At 31.9% G+C, this 19,018-nt stretch carries 13 protein-coding genes and 1 other RNA gene; 1 reads left to right on the forward strand and 13 read right to left on the reverse strand.

The features are described 5' to 3' along the window. The 11 genes from murJ to MR593_RS10465 all read right to left on the reverse strand — a co-directional run. On the reverse strand, positions 1-1,217 hold a 1,217-nt coding region (gene murJ / locus MR593_RS10415; RefSeq protein ID WP_290692600.1), incomplete at its 3' end, for a murein biosynthesis integral membrane protein MurJ. Positions 1,218-1,401: 184 nt separating this feature from the next. Beyond that, positions 1,402-3,387 (reverse strand): LTA synthase family protein, encoded by a 1,986-nt coding sequence (locus MR593_RS10420; protein ID WP_290692602.1) that lies wholly within the window; start codon positions 3,385-3,387, stop codon positions 1,402-1,404. A 256-nt stretch (positions 3,388-3,643) separates the two neighbouring features. After that, positions 3,644-4,912, reverse strand: coding sequence for an N-acetylmuramoyl-L-alanine amidase family protein (locus MR593_RS10425; RefSeq protein WP_290692604.1), 1,269 nt, complete (start codon positions 4,910-4,912; stop codon positions 3,644-3,646). A 151-nt stretch (positions 4,913-5,063) separates the two neighbouring features. Beyond that, on the reverse strand, positions 5,064-5,501 hold the full coding sequence (locus MR593_RS10430; protein ID WP_290692606.1) for a COG2426 family protein: 438 nt from the start codon (positions 5,499-5,501) through the stop codon (positions 5,064-5,066). 144 nt (positions 5,502-5,645) lie between these two features. Beyond that, positions 5,646-6,662 carry a UDP-glucose 4-epimerase GalE gene (gene galE / locus MR593_RS10435; protein ID WP_290692608.1) on the reverse strand — a complete coding sequence of 339 codons (1,017 nt, stop codon included), beginning with the start codon at positions 6,660-6,662 and terminating at the stop codon, positions 5,646-5,648. A gap of 201 nt (positions 6,663-6,863) precedes the next feature. Then, on the reverse strand, positions 6,864-8,354 hold the full coding sequence (locus MR593_RS10440; RefSeq protein ID WP_290692610.1) for an SH3 domain-containing protein: 1,491 nt from the start codon (positions 8,352-8,354) through the stop codon (positions 6,864-6,866). A gap of 274 nt (positions 8,355-8,628) precedes the next feature. Further along, the gene (locus MR593_RS10445; RefSeq protein WP_290692612.1) at positions 8,629-10,620 is read right to left on the reverse strand and encodes a M20/M25/M40 family metallo-hydrolase; all 1,992 of its coding nucleotides are present in this window, start codon (positions 10,618-10,620) and stop codon (positions 8,629-8,631) included. A gap of 254 nt (positions 10,621-10,874) precedes the next feature. Then, positions 10,875-11,215, reverse strand: an RNA gene (rnpB, locus tag MR593_RS10450) — RNase P RNA component class A. A 126-nt stretch (positions 11,216-11,341) separates the two neighbouring features. Beyond that, on the reverse strand, positions 11,342-12,394 hold the full coding sequence (locus MR593_RS10455; protein ID WP_290692614.1) for a CAP-associated domain-containing protein: 1,053 nt from the start codon (positions 12,392-12,394) through the stop codon (positions 11,342-11,344). Positions 12,395-12,483: 89 nt separating this feature from the next. Beyond that, positions 12,484-13,539, reverse strand: a complete 1,056-nt coding sequence (locus MR593_RS10460) for an acyltransferase family protein (RefSeq protein WP_290692616.1) — start codon at positions 13,537-13,539, stop codon at positions 12,484-12,486. A 106-nt stretch (positions 13,540-13,645) separates the two neighbouring features. Further along, positions 13,646-14,881: a nucleotidyltransferase domain-containing protein gene (locus tag MR593_RS10465; RefSeq protein ID WP_290692618.1), complete on the reverse strand. Its 1,236-nt coding sequence runs from the start codon at positions 14,879-14,881 to the stop codon at positions 13,646-13,648. A gap of 245 nt (positions 14,882-15,126) precedes the next feature. On the opposite strand from MR593_RS10465, the gene MR593_RS10470 reads away from it, so the two are divergent. Next, complete coding sequence (locus MR593_RS10470; RefSeq protein ID WP_290692620.1) at positions 15,127-16,140, forward strand: LCP family protein; 1,014 nt, start codon at positions 15,127-15,129, stop codon at positions 16,138-16,140. Between the two features lie 236 nt (positions 16,141-16,376). Here the strand turns inward: MR593_RS10470 and MR593_RS10475 are convergent, their stop codons facing one another. Next, positions 16,377-17,282 carry a metallophosphoesterase gene (locus MR593_RS10475; protein ID WP_290692622.1) on the reverse strand — a complete coding sequence of 302 codons (906 nt, stop codon included), beginning with the start codon at positions 17,280-17,282 and terminating at the stop codon, positions 16,377-16,379. A 21-nt stretch (positions 17,283-17,303) separates the two neighbouring features. Continuing rightward, positions 17,304-19,018, reverse strand: a 1,715-nt coding sequence (locus MR593_RS10480) for an ABC transporter ATP-binding protein (RefSeq protein ID WP_290692624.1), incomplete at its 5' end; no start/stop codon positions are given.

Below are 19,018 nucleotides of genomic sequence, written 5' to 3' on the forward strand. Positions count from 1 at the left end.
GCAAGTCCCATATAACTAAACGGCTTTATAAATATTAAATCTAAGATTATATTTATAATTACAGCCAATGAAGAATTTATCATAGGTGTTTTGGTATCTCCTAGTGAATAAAACCCTCTACTTAAAATCTCCTTGATAGCATAACCGATGACGCCTATAGCATATAATTTAAGCGCATTAGATGTCATTATAGTAGATTCACCGCTGAAGCTTCCCCTTTCTAAAAGAACTCTGACTATAGGCTCTGATAAAATTACGGCTCCAAAAGTTATCGGAACTACTACTAATAGTAGACAATTACTCGCTTTTACAATTATCTTTTTAAAGCTTTTTTTATCGTCATCATTTACAAATTGAGATAGCTTAGGGTATATAACTGTAATCAAAGAGGTCACAAATAAAGCCACTACAAAATCATTTAGCCTAGAAGCGTAATTAAGAGCAGAAAGCTTACCATCGCCTAATGTACTTGCGAGTGCCTTATCCACATATACATTTAGTTGACTCATAGCCACACCTATCATCATGGGTATGCTCAATTTGACCATTTTTAAAATCGACTCATCCTTTAAATTTACGTAGAATTTATATCGATATCCTTTTTTATACATAAATGGAACTAATAATATAACCTGTCCTAAAAGACCTAATAAAGCCCCTATTGCCAAGTAATAGCTCCCATAGCTCACACTTAATAATATAGATATTATAATAACTATATTGTAGACAACACCTACTAAAGATGCTGGTAAATAGCTATCCTTAACCTGTAGGAAAGATGATTGAACCTTATTTAAAGATAAAAATAAAACTCCAAGCATCATAATACGCAAAAATTTAACTGCTAAATCGAATTTTTCACCTTCAAATCCAATTGCAAAAATTTTTATTATCTCTCCTGCGAAAATTACACCCAATACAGCTACTATTATTGAAAATATAGATAAAATATTAAGTATATTATTAGTAAATTTAAGAGATGCTTCATCTCCCAAACGTTCTTTGGTATCGTAGTATACAGGAATATACATCATGTAAATTACTGATCCTACAATAGATATAATCAGCCCCGGAATATTCAATGTAAGTACAAATACATCCGCCACCATGCTTGTACCGTAGAAATTAGCTAATATAGTCTCTCTTAAAAATCCCAATATTCTAGACAACAAAGTTGCCATCATAATTATCACAGCATTTGTCGCGGTATTTGACATATATATTACCTCCCCTATTGCTAAATCACTTTATATATTTATTATTTAGTATACTTTTCAATTCTTTTATATTTTTACCAATTTGCTGAGTTTTATTCATTATATCTAATTAATATTAAATTTATTTTAAAAAATAGCTAAAAAGGGAATATCTGCTATATAGCAAATACTCCCCCAGATTTAATTATTTAGTTTGGCTGTATTTAAGTTCGTTAGACGAACTAAGTTCAGTATTATTACGACCTATTTGTTTGACAACTACAGTGTCTAAATTGTCGACATAATCGATCTCTAATGTATTTGGATCTACGAATTTAGTATTTACTGCTTTTCCATTTGCATAAACTTTACTATTCACTGTAAAGTTCTTTCCTCTTAAAATAATATTGTTTCCTTTAATATCGATGTTTTTTATCTCTATTTCGTCTAATCCCATCTTTATAGTATTTTTTTGTGGTTTTTCATCTTCATCTATATAATAGGATTTTCCGAATAAAACATCGTATTCTATAAGATCTTGCATCTTAGAAAAATCTTTTTCATCCTTCATGTATGTGTTAAATCTTTCCATTGGACCGTATTTTAGTCCAGCTTCCTTCAACATAAGTGAGCTGTATTCATAAGATTCTATCTTATCTATGTCGTATTTTTCTATATCGTAATTTGCATAGAATGCAAATGGAGCCTTGTATTTATTTATATAAAAGTCATCTTGTCCAAAAACCTTTAAATTAGGCATATGATCAGAGTAGAATAAAATTATTGTATCTTCATCTCTTTTATCTATCATGTCGACTAATTTCCCTACTAAATCATCGCTTCCATTTATTTGGTTTGCATAGTAGTAAATTTCATTTTCCATCTCTTTATCTAAAGTGCTAGTTACTTTTATAGGAAAATCGTAATTTTCGGCGTCTGTAGGATAGCTACTGTGTCCTTGAACACTTATTGTATATACCAAATCAGAGCCTTCAGTAGAATCTAAAGCCTTCTCTATATAATCAGCTAAAATAACATCCTTAACCCAATTTTTTTCATTTAACTCGTAATTATTCATATATTCTTTAGACGTAAAATCATCAAATCCCAATTTAGCATAGGCATTGTTTCTGCTGTAAAAATTTCCCTGGAAATTATGTATTGCATGAGTTTCATAACCCTGTGAACCAAGAGTCGTAGCTACAGAATTATAGTATTTACTCTTAAGTATTGTATTATAAGGTATCTCACCTGGAGTAAGATAATCTATATTATGTCCTGTCATAGACTCGAATTCAGTTCTCGCAGTTCCTCCTCCTGTAGTTGGAACATTTGCCATACCGCTAGTGTATAATTTGGTTAATTTTCTAAAGTTAGGTATCGGATCTTCGCTGAATTTTACCTCTTTAATCTCTGTTGGGTCCATAAAAGCCTCTAATTGCACGAATATAATATTAGGCTTAGATTGATTTAGCTCTCTGTTGTCCTCTGTTGCGGCTTTATCGACTCTTTCTTTAATTTTTTCTATATTTTCCTTTGAGTAATCGCTAGGCTTAGTTCTTATGTATTTTAAGCATGACTCTACAGTTGAATAAGTCAAGCCGTTACACTTATATGACTCAGCGATATCCCATTTTTTAAACCTCATTATATGCTGTGCTCTTTGATTTTTTACAGTTGAAAAAAAAACTACTGATACGACGAAAATCAACACAAAGTTAATTAATTTAAATCTCTTTGTATCAAAATCCAATCTATATAAAAACACTGCTATCACTAATAAAAACGCCAAGCATAATACGCCTAATATTATGACAGTTTTATTAATATACTTATCTGCTATAGACATAGCTTCACCTATTGAATACAAATCTGAAAAAGTAAGCGGCATACCCCTAACATTCATCAAGAAGAAAGTTACTACTGATACTCCTAATATTACCAAGAATGATAAAAAATATACCATATATTTTCTTTTTGCGAAAAAAAATATTGATGTCAGCATCAATATAAGCAAATAGTTTGCTAACACTACGCCTGGTGTTTTGATAAGCAATTCTACAACCTCAGCTAAGCTTCCTCTAAGGAAAAACTCTGTCGCAAACACTAATACCAATCCACCGATTAACCATAGTAAAATTTGATGTTTTGTTTTACTATCTATTTTAAATATATCGTTTAATTTTTTCAAATTTCTTCCCCCTCGTAATTATTTTTCCATATTTTACATAGAAATTTCTTGCTGACGGCGAACTCTAATCGTTGCAGTTAACATAATGCTCTTTTTTGAGCTTATTTTATTATAAACCAACTGACATCAAATTTCAATTACATAAGTTATACGAATTCATTACAATTTGCTTACAATTTTGCAATAAAAAATACTGCCCTCAAAGCAGTCATAAGACCTAACTTTAAAAGCAGTATATTTACATAATTACCACAGACTATTGTTGAGAATCTACAGCTTGATCATCTTCAGTTTCATCAATTGAATCATTTTCTACTGATGAATTGTCATCATTTATAACTTTATTGTCTAGTAAAGTTTGTTCTTGTTTATCTTCTTCAATAGTCTTTATTAATACACCATTTTGGTCAAATTCATAAACAACACCATCTATTGTTTGTTTACCTGTAACCATAACACCATCTGTTCCTAGATAGTACATTTTTCCATCTATACTAGTCCAGCCAGTGTATAATTTACCAGTTTTCTTGCCGAAATAATATCTATTTCCGCCTATTGTTCTCCAACCAGTACGTCTAACACCATCTGTTCCTAGATAGTATTTATTTCCATCTACAGTAACCCAACCAGTACGTTTTGCACCGTCTGTTCCTAAGTAGTAAGTTTTACCACCTATTGTAGACCAGCCAGTATATAATTTACCTGTTGTCTTACCTAGATAGTAAGTCTTGCCACCTATTGTAGACCAACCAGTGTATAACTTACCTGTTGTCTTACCAAAGTAGTATTTATAGCTGCCTATTGTAGTCCATCCAGTACGTCTAGCACCATCTGTTCCTAAATAGTATTTATTTCCACCTATTGTTGCCCAACCAGTGTATAGTTTAGCAGTTGTCTTACCGAAATAGTAAGTTTTACCAGAAATAGTTGTCCAGCCTTTAGCTAGAGTACCATCAGATTTTCTATAGTATTTTTTACCATTTTCAGTGAACCAACCACTCTTTAATATTGTTATATTGTAGTAGTTAGCTATATAATCATCTGAGTTTGATGTATTTTTTATTAAAACAACTGTTCCTATTGTTACTTGGTCAAATAACCATTCAACTTCACTATTGTGCATTCTTATACAACCATGACTTACATTCTTACCGATAGATGATTCATCATTATTACCATGTATACCATAAGTACTTCCATAAGTTCCATTTATATTTAGCCCCATCCATCTTCTTCCTAGAGGATTTCTTGGGTCTCCTCCTGGTATATTTCCTTTGTAAAATGGTCTATCTACAATTTTATTTACAATAGTAGTTTTACATTGTGGTGTAGGTGTACTTGCTTTTCCTGTAGCACATCTAAATTCTTTAACTAGAGTATAGTTTACATAATAATTTAATGTATTTTTCTTAGTATTTACAATTATCATGTGTTTAGATGCTGCATTACTTATTGGAGCAGTACCTGTTAGCAAAATTATCGCTGAGAAAAGTACAATAAAAAACTTTTTAAATGCATTCTTCATACTCTTTTTCCCCCCTTTCTTACATTAATATATTACCACATTTGAAAAAAATTCCCATAATTTTTTTTAAAAAATAGGTTAAAAAATTGTTACTATTATTTAGTATGTAACTAATTTGTAATAACGCTATATACTATATTATCAATTTGTTTTATATTATGTGATATGATATCAAAGAAACAATGATTCCAGCCATACAATTGCCTATAAAAACTCCTGTAAAAGCCTCTACAACTCTCATTCTAAGTATAGATGCAATAGCAGCTGCAGTCCATGTTCCAGTTGTAGGAAGTGGTATCCCTACAAATAAAATTATACCAACTAGAGACATAGCCTTCATCTTCTTCATGCTATTCTCTATTTTGCGGTCTATTTTGTTAAGTAAGCCAATAAGTATTTTCTTATCTCTCATGAATTTAACAATATGTCTATAAGTCAGTACCAAAGGAATTGAAACTAATGTCGAACCCACGACACTGGCTATATATACACCTATTGGATTTAAATTCATAGCAATCCCTATTGGAATTGCACCCCTAAGTTCCGTCACAGGAATCATAGATAAAATTAAAATTTTTAAATAGTCCAAATGAATCCTCCTAATAATTGCTCTATGTAAATTTCACAAAACTTGATTACGTATTATAATATATATCATATTTTTAACTTATTTTGTATATTTTAAACCTAAAGATTTCTTAAATTTTATTATTTATTATAACAAATTTCGACTTTACAATGATTTATATCCATTTGGATTTTTACTTTGCCAATTCCAAGAATCTCTGCACATTTTATCTATATCGTATTTTGCTACCCATCCAAGCTCTCTCTCTGCCTTAGTCGGATCTGCATAACACATCGCTATATCCCCAGCTCTTCTACCTACTATTTTATATGGAATTTTGACTCCACTTGCTTTTTCAAATGCTTTAACTAAATCAAGTACGCTATAACCCCTACCTGTGCCTAGATTATAAGTAACAAGCCCTGGATTTTGATTTAATTTTTCAAGAGCTCTAACATGTCCTACAGCCAAATCGACTACATGTATATAATCTCTAACTCCGGTTCCATCAGGAGTATCGTAGTCATCCCCAAATACACTTAGCTCTTTTAATTGGCCTATTGCCACCTTAGTTATATAAGGCATTAAATTGTTAGGAATTCCATTTGGTTCTTCACCTATCTTGCCGCTTTCATGAGCCCCAATAGGATTGAAATATCTAAGTATAGCTACATTAAAATCCTTGTTGACCTTGCAAATATCTCTGAGAATATCTTCTATCATTAACTTTGTATTACCATAAGGATTTGTCGTTGATAGAGGGAAATCCTCTTTTATTGGGCAAGATTTTGGACTTCCATATACAGTAGCAGATGAACTAAATACAAATTTATCCACATTAAATTCTCTCATAAGCTCTAAAACTGTTATTGTATTTACTAAATTATTATTATAGTAATCGAGCGGTTTTTGAACAGATTCTCCAACAGCCTTAAGTGCGGCAAAATGTATTACTGCATCTATTTTATTTTCTTCAAAAATTTTTCTAAGTTTTTCTTGATCTCTCGTATCTATGTCGTAAAATTTAACTTGTTTCCCAGTAATTTCTTTTATTCTATCAATTACAACAGAACTACTGTTACATAGATTATCAGCAATAATTACTTCGTACCCCTCGTTTAACAATTCAACAGCAGTGTGGCTTCCTATATATCCAGCACCACCGGTAACCAAAATATTCACTTTGTAATCCCTCCCAATATTTTTTATATTTATCAAAAGTATAAACATACTTTTCTACATTTTATAAAATATCATACTTAATAAGTTTAATCAACAAATGATATTGCTAAAATTTCCCATAAAAAGGAACTGTTTCATAAATATTTTAATAATTTTATGCGACAGTTCCCCCAATTATCTTACCTATATTATTTAAAATTTTTATTTTATATACAAAGCTGAACAATATCCTTCATATGATTTATATTTTATCTTTGCCCAACCATTTTGTTCGCTATAAACTTTTACAGTACTATTTTTAGGTATTGTAACTAAAACTGAATAAGAAGTAGATGGACCCTTTCTAAGGTTTAAATTTTCTTTTGTTGTACCTTCTCTATAAGTACCTGTATCTTCAGATGGATTTTCTTTTGGTTTTACAGCTCCCAAAGGTTCATCATTTAAATATTGGGCTAACACCCATCCTGTTTTATTGTTGTATATAACTTGAGCCCAAGATGCATCTGAGTTAAATTTTAAAAGTACAACTTTCGTATTCTTAGGTATTTGACATATCAGGCTACTATTTGAACTAGCATTTGCTCTAAAATATAATGCTAAAGTAGTGTAAAAATCATCTCCCAAAGCATTATTAGGAAGTTCATAATCAGGATTTGCATCCTCTTCGTCAATAGTATCTGCCTCATTTAAATAATCAGAATTCACCCAACCAGTTTGGCCGTTATAAGTTACCTTCATCCAATTTTCATCTAGAGTAATTTCAGTTGCTTCTACTTTTGTACCTTGAGGTATTGTAGAAATCGCTTGATAAGATTTACCAGAACCTTTTCTCAATGTTAAATTCGCTGATGTTATATATTTACCTGAGAATTTTTGAGTTTTTTCGCTTGGTTTATCACTAGGATCTTCTGGTTTTACTGGTGTTGATGTTTCATCAAGCTTTATATAGTCCACTGATATCCAACCTATTTGATTGTTGTATTTTACTTGTGCCCATTTCCCATCTGATGAAAATTTCATAGGCGTAACTACTGTTCCTAAAGGCAGTGTAGCTATTCTGTCATAGGTAGTTGCAGGTCCTTTTCTCATATTTAAATTTCCAGTTGTTTTATATTTTTTAGCAGTTGTTTCTTCTTGACCACCTGGTTTATCACTAGGATTTTCTGGTTGTACTGGCGTTGATGTTTCATCAAGCTTTATATAGTTTACTGATATCCAACCTGTTTGATTATTGTATTTTACTTGAACCCAGTTTTTATCTGATGAAACGCTTGTAGGTGTAACTACTGTTCCTAAGGGTAATGTAGTTATTCTATCATAGCTAGTTGCAGGTCCCTTTCTCATATTTAAATTTCCAGTTGTTTTATAATTAGAATTTAATTTAATCGTACTTGTAGTACTTTGAGTTTCTTCTTTTTTTAAATAATCAAAGCTTACCCATACTTCTTGAGAATTATATTTTATTTTAACCCATTTTCCATCTGATGATTTTTCAATAGGTATAACCTTTTGACCTTGATTTAAAGTTCCAACTTTTGCATAGCTAGTTCCTGGACCTTTTCTCATATTTAATCTATTTGTAGTAATATATGTGGCTTGTTCTATTTTATCAGCCGAAGATATATTATAATTAATACTTACCACAGATGCGGTAATTACACTTCCCAAAATTACTTTATCAATTCCTCTCATTTTTTCCCCCATAAAATATCACTTTTTAAAAATTATTTTAATTATTGTTTTCATAGTTAGAATTTAGCACTTTTAATTTGGATTCGCAAGGCGTTTTATATATTCTTAAGAATTATTTATTGGTTTAATGTTATTATTCACAGTTTTAAAAATTTTATACATTTATTTTAAAAATTTACTAAAAAAGCACTACTCCTTGTGTCCTTAATTAACACCATGAGTAGCGCTTTTTTTATATCATAAAATAATTTTTTATTAAATTATTTCACTCTATCTATTTTACTTTTATGTATTTAGGTAGACTATATAAACTGTAAACCTTTTGTCCGTCTACTGTTCTATAAGCTCTAACCTTGAAATAATATCCTTTTTTACTAGTTAAACCAGTCTTAGTGTAAGAAGTCTTATCTGTGTCTTTTATTAATTTATATGTTCCATTTTTAGAAGTTGCCATATAAATTTCATATCCATCTGTTCTCTTACTTACTTTACTGTCATAAGTTAATTTAACTTTTTTAGTAGTTGTTGATAAAGTAACACTTGGTTGAAGTGGATTAGTAGTAGCTTTTAATCTTTCACTTTGTGCTCCTACGTAATTTTTACCAGCAACTTCTTTGTATGCAGCAACTTTATAGTAGTAATTAGTTGCAGAAACTAATTTAGAATTATTATAAATAGTTGTATCGTTATCGTGAATAGTAGCTATTAATACGTATTTTTTGCTTGAAGTACTGTATTTATAAACTTTATATCCATCAGCATTTTGTACTTTATCCCAAGATAATTCTATAGAAGTAGCTGCTTTTTTAGATACAGTAAGTCCTGTAACTTCTTGTGGTAATATGCTAAATGTAGCTTTAGCTAAACCTGAATAGTCGTTCATACCTTTTGCAGTAACGTTAGCTGTTCCTATTTCTTTATTGTTTGAATAACTAACAGTATAATCAGTGCCTTCAACTAATACCTTGTCACCGTCTTTTACAACAACTTCTGGTCGTCTTGATTTACCAGTATAAACTTGATCTTCAACTTCTATAGTAGCATTTGATATAGAAGAACCAACACTACCCATAGCTTCGTTTAATTTAGCTGTAGCATCATCTATTACAGATTGATCTTTTAATAATATGTATTCTGTTTTATTTACAGTTTTTGCTTCTTTTAATGCAGCTTGGAAAGCTTTATAAGCGCTATCAGAGAAGCTTGCTTTATCCATATCGTTAGCTTTTTCAATTGCTTCTTTTAATGCATCTTTAGATGGAGTTATTAAACCATCAGGGCTTACTTGACATAAGATTGAGTCTAATAATGTACAATAAGCAGATATTGTATCTTTTCCACGAGTTCCCCAAGTATTTTCTATAAAGCTTAAATCATCTCTACCTGGAACATGCATTACTTCACCAGTTTCAGTTTCATAAGCACCTGAACTTCCCCATTCTGGATGTTCTGGATCATCAGGAAGTTCCCAGTTAGCTGCTTCAAAGTATAAGTAAGGCATTTTACTCCAGAAGCTAGCATGGTCACTCCAACTACCAGTAGATGGACTTGGATAATCATAGTTTAATTCAGTATCATTAAGTCTCATACCTGTTCCTAAAGCATCTGATAATTGCATAGCTTGTTTAATTGGCCATGTATTTTCAACTTCACCAGTTTCTTTGTTATATTTACCACTGTAAACATAGCGATAAGTACCAGCTAAAATACTATCCATATTTACCATATAAACAGTATTTGCAACTTCTTCATCAGTCATAGCTTCTGAATAAGCCTTAGAACCTCTAAGACCTGCTTCTTCAGCTCCAAAGAATACAAACTTAATAGTATAAGGAGTTTTCTTGTTTACAAATCTCTTTGCAGTTTCTAGGTTTACAACTGTACCAGATCCATTATCGTCAACACCATGAGTTCCAACACTGTCATAGTGAGACCCTACGATAACTTCTTTAGAAGATTCACCTTTTTTAGTTACAATTATATTTTGAGAATTATAAGTTACATCTCTTCTAGTGTAGCTAAAAGGTTGAACCTCAACTTCATAACCAAAAGATTCTAATTGAGCCTTTAAGTAATCGGCCATTTTTTTCTCTTGATCAGTACCTGATCTTCTTTCAATTAAATTCTGATCTATGTATTGTAATACGCTGTAAGCATATTCACCATAGGAATCAGTAGTTTCTTCTGCAAATGATAATGGTGCATAGGCAAACATGCTGAATACCATAGTTACAGCCATTAAAATCGCTAGTAATTTTTTCTTCATGATTTTTCCCCCAGTCATTAAATTTTTCAATTAATTTAAGATTAAATTAATGTACATATTTTTATTTTAGTTTATTTCGCAAAATTTGTCATTTATTTTTTCAATATTTTGTAAATAAACATATTATAACGTAAAATTTACTCGTAATTTGTCTTTTCAGATGATTTTGAAAATTTATTCAATCCTATTCATAGATTAATTTTCATGCACAAAAAAACTGCAATCATAAAAATTGCAGTTTCTGATTTCATATTCAATTAAGCAGATCTATAAGCGGAGTTCTGTATTTGATAATCATCTTTCTAGACTTATTGTCACCAATAAGTTCAAGCGGCCTACCTACCGGAGGATGCGAGCAACATCCTTTTTGCCCTATCTTGGCCTTGCTCCAGGTGGGGTTTACACGGCTCGACTAGTCACCTAGCCGACGGTGAGCTCTTACCTCGCCTTTTCATCCTTACCACAAAAGTGGCGGTTATTTTCTGTTGCACTGTCCTTAGGATCACTCCCACTAGGCGTTACCTAGCACCCTGCTCTGTGGAGCTCCGACTTTCCTCACGCAGCCAAAGCTGCCCGCGATTATCTGGTCTACTTAACCGAATTAAATCTTATCATAACTAAATTTTTATGTCAATATTTATATTTATACATTTTATTTGTAATTTTTAGCTTTTGTTATATGTTATAAAATCTTTACTCTAAAAACACATATTATTTGTATCTATTTATAGAAATTCTGAGTCAAATATATATTAGTACTACCGCCAAATACGACTCCTACACCTACATATTTGTAATCTCCTAATATATTGATTCTGTGCCCCTCTGAATTCATCAACGCATAATGCGCGAATATAGCACTAGTTTGACCTGCAGCTATATTTTCTGCTGCTCCAGTATAATATATGCCATAATCGTGCATTCTATCAAATGGACTTTGATTTTTTAAATTTTCATGTGAAAAATAATCATTATCTCTCATATCTTGGCTATGTGATCTAGCGCATAAAGTCGCCTTTTCATTATACGAAAGCGTATTTAAATTATGTGCAACTCTCTCCGAATTTATAAGATATCTGTTTATATTTTCAAAGTCATCTGTCACAGAATTATCCTTTGTATATATTCCAGACATACTTTTTTCTACTTCTTTAGATATAATTTGTATACCAACTATTTTATTGTCTTCAAATGAATCATAAAACGCTGTTATATAGCCAGTATCTCCTTCTACTAAGCTATAATAATCTTCATTTATAATGTATCTAGTATTTTTTATTTGTCTGTATTTTAAAGGTTCATGGTCCTTTAAAAGCTGTGATTTAGTTTCTCCAAGCTTTATATTTTCACTTTCTATCGAATCCATAGTGTTGCTAAATAAAGCGACAACTTTATCATTAGATACTCCTACCATGCAAAATTCACTGTAATCTTGATTGTATACGTACCATTTAAATCCATATTCGCTGCCTTCTATTTTATTTGGTTGCCCCATTTTCGAAATTAAACTATCTAAAGTATCGCCTAATTGAATGTTTTTATAGTATTGTACAGTGGTTAAGCCTGAGTTATTTTCTTCTACATTTTCATTATTTCCATTTTCTTGTTTATTTATACCTGTATTATCTAAAATTTTTTCGTCGTCTGCTATGTCACCATTTTCTAATATTTCAACCTTAATATAGTCAGTCAAATCTCCCATAAATTGTTTTATTTGATTTTTATAGAAAACTATACCTACTAAAATTACAAGAATTATAAAAATTTTCTTCAATTGAGCTCCTCCTCATTTAATTAGAGTTCATAAAATAATTTTCTATATATAAAATGGTATTTCACCTCAAATGAAATACCATCTTTAAACTATCTGCCTCCAGTTAATACCATATAGAACCTATTCATAAATCTTCTCAAGAACATTGCCACTAATATGCACACAGTTATCGAAATAACTGGAGCCACAAAGAATATTATTAGGCTACTGATATCAGTAATAGGCATAACCTTAAACCATAATTTCTTTAAAATTGATTGGAATGGTATATGGAAGAAATATATAAATATCCCATATTTTGCTATGCCGATTTTCTTATCCTTTATACTACTCATTCTATCGTAGACAAGCCACACAAATGGAACCCCAAATAAAATTACAGCATTTTCTGCTAAATCTAATAATGGCAATTCAGTATACATAAGAGCAGCTCTAACTGCACAAGATAATATGTACAACACGCCTAAAACTACTACATGCTTATCCTCTATATCTCTAAAATGCAAATCTACCTTATTAATAGCCAACGCTGCACCTATTGCAAATATTGTAAATGGATAGTTGAATATTTGTAAGAACCATACTCCTCCAAACATCTCTGAAATAGGATATAAAAACCATATTACAACTAATATAGGTAGTGATTTTTTGCCTAGAGATTTAATTATGTAGTAAAATACTGGTGTCAATAGCACATCTAGCATCAATGATCTTATATACCAAAATTGATAAGGAAGCGGATATATGTATGTATTTACAAATAATTCCTTAAAAGTATAATCTGTTATTATTCTATCTGAGAACAATGCTCTACCAATTGGCAACAATTCAACTAAATACAATATAACAAGCCAACCTGTACACCAAATCACATATGGTATAAATAAGCTGTGGAATCTGCTTTTAAATTTGTACTTCCACTTTTCCATAGTTGGTGTAAAGTTGTAGAAAAACAAGTACCCTGATATTAAGAAAAACATAGGGACTGCCACCCTAACAATACCTTGCCCAATAAAATTTTGTACTAAAGAATTGACACTTACTACGCTTTGAGTAGTATCCAAATTATTTGAATGTAGTAAAACTACGAAGAACGTCATAAACAATGACACATTTTTTATCTTATTACTAATATATTTATCCATTCACCGATTACCTCTTCCCTCTTTATTATAGTCAAAATCTAGATTAAAAATACCATATTTTTAGCATATTTTCAACTTACAACAACATTACAATTTTCTTAAATCTCTATTTGATGATTTTGTATTCTTTCAATAATGCTATCCTCTGTTTGCCAAGCTCCATAGTATTTATATAAGATTTCGAATTATCGTGATTGTTCTTCATATAAGAAAAAATTCTCTGAACCCAAGCTACTGGAAGTAATACAGGATATTTTTGTAAGTAAGTGTATCTTCCCTTTAAATAATCAACCCCTGGAAATATAGCCTTTAATCTATTGCCGCTGTTGTTGTCCTCAACTGCATCTAGAGTCATAAGCGCAGTATGCTTTCTGTCCATTGTACTGGCACCGAAAACACCCGCATCCAATATATCAGATATTAGTGAGTCACTATTTATATAGTATTTACCTGATTTTTTTAAATCGTCAAATCTATAATTTTCATCTGGATAAACGACCTTGCTATCGTCAAATCCTAAATATTTCAAGCTAATATCTATCAAATTAAGTGCAAATGTATCGTAATTTAATTCCTTCAAATCGCTCCAAAACTGCTTCCAGTCTATGAACTCACCGTAGCTCTCTATATATTTAAAAAAGTCGACAACCTGTCTTATACCAAAGCCTCCAGTCAAAAAGTGCTTCATATTATGAAATACTATATATATAAGGTGTTGCTGATGTGATAAAGTCGAGATACTGACACCATCTACATCGATTTCTATACTCTTTTCAAAAATATCATCAAATAAATCATTCAGATGACCATAGGCCTTGGAATCTTCAGAAAAAAGGCTCTTACTAACCTCGATACAAAGCCCTGTATTATTGCAAAAATAAGCGCACTCGTCGCCCTTATCGATAAATTCAAGTCCCTCGCCTGTAAGAATTTCCTTAACTCTATCGTAGTCCTCATCACAAACTACAATATCCTCATCAGCAGACATCCTATCATCTGGATTATTGTACATATTTCTAAAAATTATACCTTTAAATACTAAAAATTTTACATTTTCTTCACGAAGCTTTTTATTGAACTCCAAAAATCTGCTACTTCTTTGAATTTGAGAGAAAATAAGTCTAAATGCCGATGATTTAAACATAGACTTAAATCCATCATCTGAGTTTTGAAAAAAATCCTGACTATACACTGCATTGTATATCATAGGAACAACATGATGTATCTCAGATAATTTATATATGTATATTAAATTTTTAAAATCTATTTCTTCGCCCTCGTAAGCTTGATCCTTCAACGATGATTTTAATAAACTTAAAAACTGTAAATTAACCTTCTCCATTTATACCCCCTTAGCAAATACTACCTTCACACTAGTATTTTTACCAATATGTCATATATTATTCCAATTTATATAAATTTCCTTCTTAATATATTAATATTTTTATTTTCATATTTCAATAAATACCGAAAATATATTTTCCATATTGAATCAATACTTTTTGTTGTCTATAATTGAATTAATAACTAAAATTACAGGGGGAGGTGAACCGCTGCGATAGACTAAATTATCGGCAGCATTAATATTTGAGTAAATTTAAAGAATTTTCAACATTTAAAAAAATCGTTATAATCTTAGTCGCACTACTTATCTTGATTCCTTTGATAACTTTTATGGTGGTATTTTTTAGAATACACTCAGCACAGGTAGACGACACTTACGAATCTCAATACAACAAAGTAGAAGGAGTCACAAACATACTACTATTAGGAACAGATGGTCGTGAAAACGAACTCGCATACAGATCAGATGCAATGATGATTTTGACAGTTGATGCAAATCACAGCGATATAAAACTAACTTCTCTTGCCCGTGATACATATGTCGATATCCCTGACCACGGCAAAGGAAAGCTAAATGCAGCATACTTCTGGGGCAAAGAAGATCTACTATTTGAAACTATAGAAAAAAACTTCAACATAGGCATAGATAAATTTGTCCAAGTCGACTTCGACGACCTTATGAATATCATATTCGTAATAGGAGGCGTCGATGTAGAGATAGAAAAAAGAGAAATAAAATCTCTAAACGATGGTATCCCTGGCGCATATGATGCATGTACATACGCTGACAAAGGTGAAATGCAGCTTATAAAAGGCGCAGGATTACATACTCTAAACGGATATCAAGCAATCGCATATGCCCGCATGAGATACCTTGACAACGGTATATATAGAGACCAAAGACAACGTAAAATAATCTCTGGTATGTTCAATGGAGTCAAAGATCTATCTATGGCGGAATATCCAAAGCTAATAAACAGTCTACTACCATATGTCTCTACTAACCTATCAGTAGGGGAAATGTTAGACTTAGCATTTACTTCTTATAGCTTTGCAAATGCGGACTCACTTAAACAAGCCGAGTTCCCAATAATAGACGACAAACACGTAAAAGGCGGTAAATACAAGGATGCCGGCTGGGTATGGCTATACGATGTAAATTCTATATGTGTACTTCACGACTTCATATACGACGATATAATGCCTGAAGACAATGAATATCTAAAGGATGACAGTAAAATCGAGCTAAATTATTAATGGTTCAATAGGATTCTATATGTAGTTTATCCAAAATTTATTTATTTATACATTATAATGAAAAAAAATCATCTAAATGTGTTCTAACCACATCTAGATGATTTTTAATTTTAAACAATATAAAAGTTGCCAACAACAAAAGCTCAAATCAAAAGCCTCTACCTGACAACTTTCTCCAACCGCTTATATATAATATTAAACAAAAACTTCCATTTTCCTTCTAAAATCAACAAATTTTATTTATTTTTTAAATTGACAACCATCACCTCAGGCACATTATTAAATCTAGGCAGCTTCTGGTCATTAGAACCAAGCCCAGAAGTAATCAACAGCTTGATTTTATCCTTATCATAAAGTCCATGAATATAATCAGGGAAATACCCCTGATCACCGCCGTAAAATCCACCTAAAAAAGGCACCACAACCTGTCCACCGTGGTCATGCGCACTAACTACCAAGTCGATATCCCACACCTTAGAGGCCTCACCAAACACGAAGCTATCAGGTCTATGGCTCATCATAATCTTATAGCTAGAAGTATCCTCAAAATCCTTAAGAAAATCGTAAATACCCTCACCCATGTCCTTTTTCTTTGTCAATCCATTTGGGTCAAACGCATATCCGTACATACCACCTATACGAATATCGACGCCGTTTACAACTATATCCTCGTAATCCATCTCCAAAAGAGTTGCACCAGTATCTTTTATCTCATCTAATAAAGATTCTGACTTTTTGTTTTGCATATATTCGAATTCGTGATTACCAAGAGCGTAGTAAACAGGAGCAATATCCACAAGCCTTTTTATAAAACTCATCGCGATATCGCTGTTTTCTGAGTCGTCGTTTAGTATGTCCCCATCTGCTATTATAAAATCTGGATTTTGGGACTTAATAGTTGCAACCAAATTATCGTCGTTGTCTCCAAAAGTATTATCATGCAAGTCACCCACTACGACAAATTTCACAGATTCTTTAGAATCACCTTGACCAGCCTTTATCTTATTATCTGTTATATCATAAGTATTAACCTTCAAATTATTATAAGATATTTTCACCTCATAATAACAAACAGGAATTGCAATTGCTATAATCAAGCAAATTATTGCTAGCGCGATTAATATTTTTTTCTTTTTACCCATTTTTATCCCCCCTAGATAAATTTAAAAATCCTTTATCAGCTGCTCAACTTCTCTCTGATCAATATCACAGACCTTCCCGCTATCAATCCTATAAACCCTGTCGCACATAGTAAGCACACTCGGTCTATGAGTCGTAACAATACAAGTCCTAGCATATCCCATATTCATGATATTTCTGAGAACCTCTCTCTCAGTAAACACATCTAAAGCAGAAGTCGCTTCATCTAATAATAAAATAGGTGATTTTCTAAGTAAAGCCCTTGCTATAGACAGTCTCTGAGCCTGTCCCTCAGAAAAACCTCCTCCTCTCTCGCCGACTTTAGAATTTATCCCATCAGGCAATCTATCCACAAAATCATATGCACAAGCAGCCTTCAAAGCCTCGACAATCTCATCATCAGTGGCATCAGGCTTGACCATCCTCATATTATCGGCTATAGTACCTGAGAAAATAGTATTTCCCTGTGGCACATATGCGAAAAATCTCCTTGTGGCGGCTGATATATTACAGCTAATACCATTTATATCCTTTATAAGTGCCTTACCTGACTTAGCCTTAATAAGCCCAAGGAAAATCCTCACCATAGTAGTCTTGCCCTCTCCTGAAGGTCCCACAAGAGCCACAATCTCTCCCGGAGATGCCTTGACATTTGCGTCCTTAAATACAACCTTAGTATCGTCATAACTAAACGCAACATCATCTAGCTCTATCGTAAGCCCTCTACCCTTAGTATTATCATCGATTAATCTAACCTTCTCATCATCTAACTTTTCTTCCTTTGGTAAGTCGAAAAACTCCATAATTCTACCTGCACAAGTAGTAGCTGATATAGCAGATGGAATCAAACCTGCTAGTGACTTAAATGATCCAGATAAAATATTTGCTACCATCATAAGCATAGTCACACTACCCATTTTGTCAAATCCTATCTTCCATAGATAATTATAAACTACCCACACCAAACAGCTTGAAGAAGTAATAAATCCCATCACTGACATAAAAGAAGAAGTATACACAGAAAACCTATTGTACTCTAAAAATACAGCTCTATAATTTTCCTGAACAGCCTTTAATCTATCACTAAAAAACTCAATTAAATCAAAAGATTTTACAGATTGTATATTTTGAAAAGATTCCTCATTAAAGGACATAACTTCACTCGAAACCTTTCTCATTTTCTTATTGTAATTTCTCATATTTTTCATAAGAGTCCTAGACAAAATAATCATCACAGGTGCACTCAAAAGAGCTATAATAGCCATAACAGGATCCATATACAATAACACCGTCAAAGCAACTAAAAACTGCACAGAAGACGTTATAAGCGTAGGAACCCATCCCAATATACTAGACGACACAGTATTGACATCGCTATTCAATCTATTCAACAAATCTCCACTGTGAAACTCCTGCATTGATATCCAATCAGTAACCAATATTTTATCAAAAACCTCTGACTGAATCTCATTATTGACCTTGATACTGATCCTAGCTGAAATCATAGAAGTCTTTGCTTTTATAAAAATAGTAACTATTGATAAAGCACCCATAAGAACTGCCCATATCAACACATATTTTCCTTGTTGCGCATTAATAGAGTCCATTACCATTTTAGATAAATAACTCGAACCAACTCCCATAATAGATGTTAATACTCCTAAAAATATGTAAAATCCTATATGATATTTATATTTCACAGCATACTGATACATCCATTTTGTCTCTAGATACATCT

This window comes from Intestinibacter sp., assembly GCF_022780145.1.
Taxonomy (GTDB): domain Bacteria; phylum Bacillota; class Clostridia; order Peptostreptococcales; family Peptostreptococcaceae; genus Intestinibacter.

Bases quoted from the DNA above. Each gene is read 5' to 3' on its own strand.
- MR593_RS10425 (WP_290692604.1), bottom strand. From the start codon at position 4,912: ATGAAGAATGCATTTAAAAAGTTTTTTATTGTACTTTTCTCAGCGATA.
- MR593_RS10440 (WP_290692610.1), bottom strand. From the start codon at position 8,354: ATGAGAGGAATTGATAAAGTAATTTTGGGAAGTGTAATTACCGCATCT.
- MR593_RS10445 (WP_290692612.1), bottom strand. From the start codon at position 10,620: ATGAAGAAAAAATTACTAGCGATTTTAATGGCTGTAACTATGGTATTC.
- MR593_RS10460 (WP_290692616.1), bottom strand. From the start codon at position 13,539: ATGGATAAATATATTAGTAATAAGATAAAAAATGTGTCATTGTTTATG.
- MR593_RS10465 (WP_290692618.1), bottom strand. From the start codon at position 14,881: ATGGAGAAGGTTAATTTACAGTTTTTAAGTTTATTAAAATCATCGTTG.
- MR593_RS10475 (WP_290692622.1), bottom strand. From the start codon at position 17,282: ATGGGTAAAAAGAAAAAAATATTAATCGCGCTAGCAATAATTTGCTTG.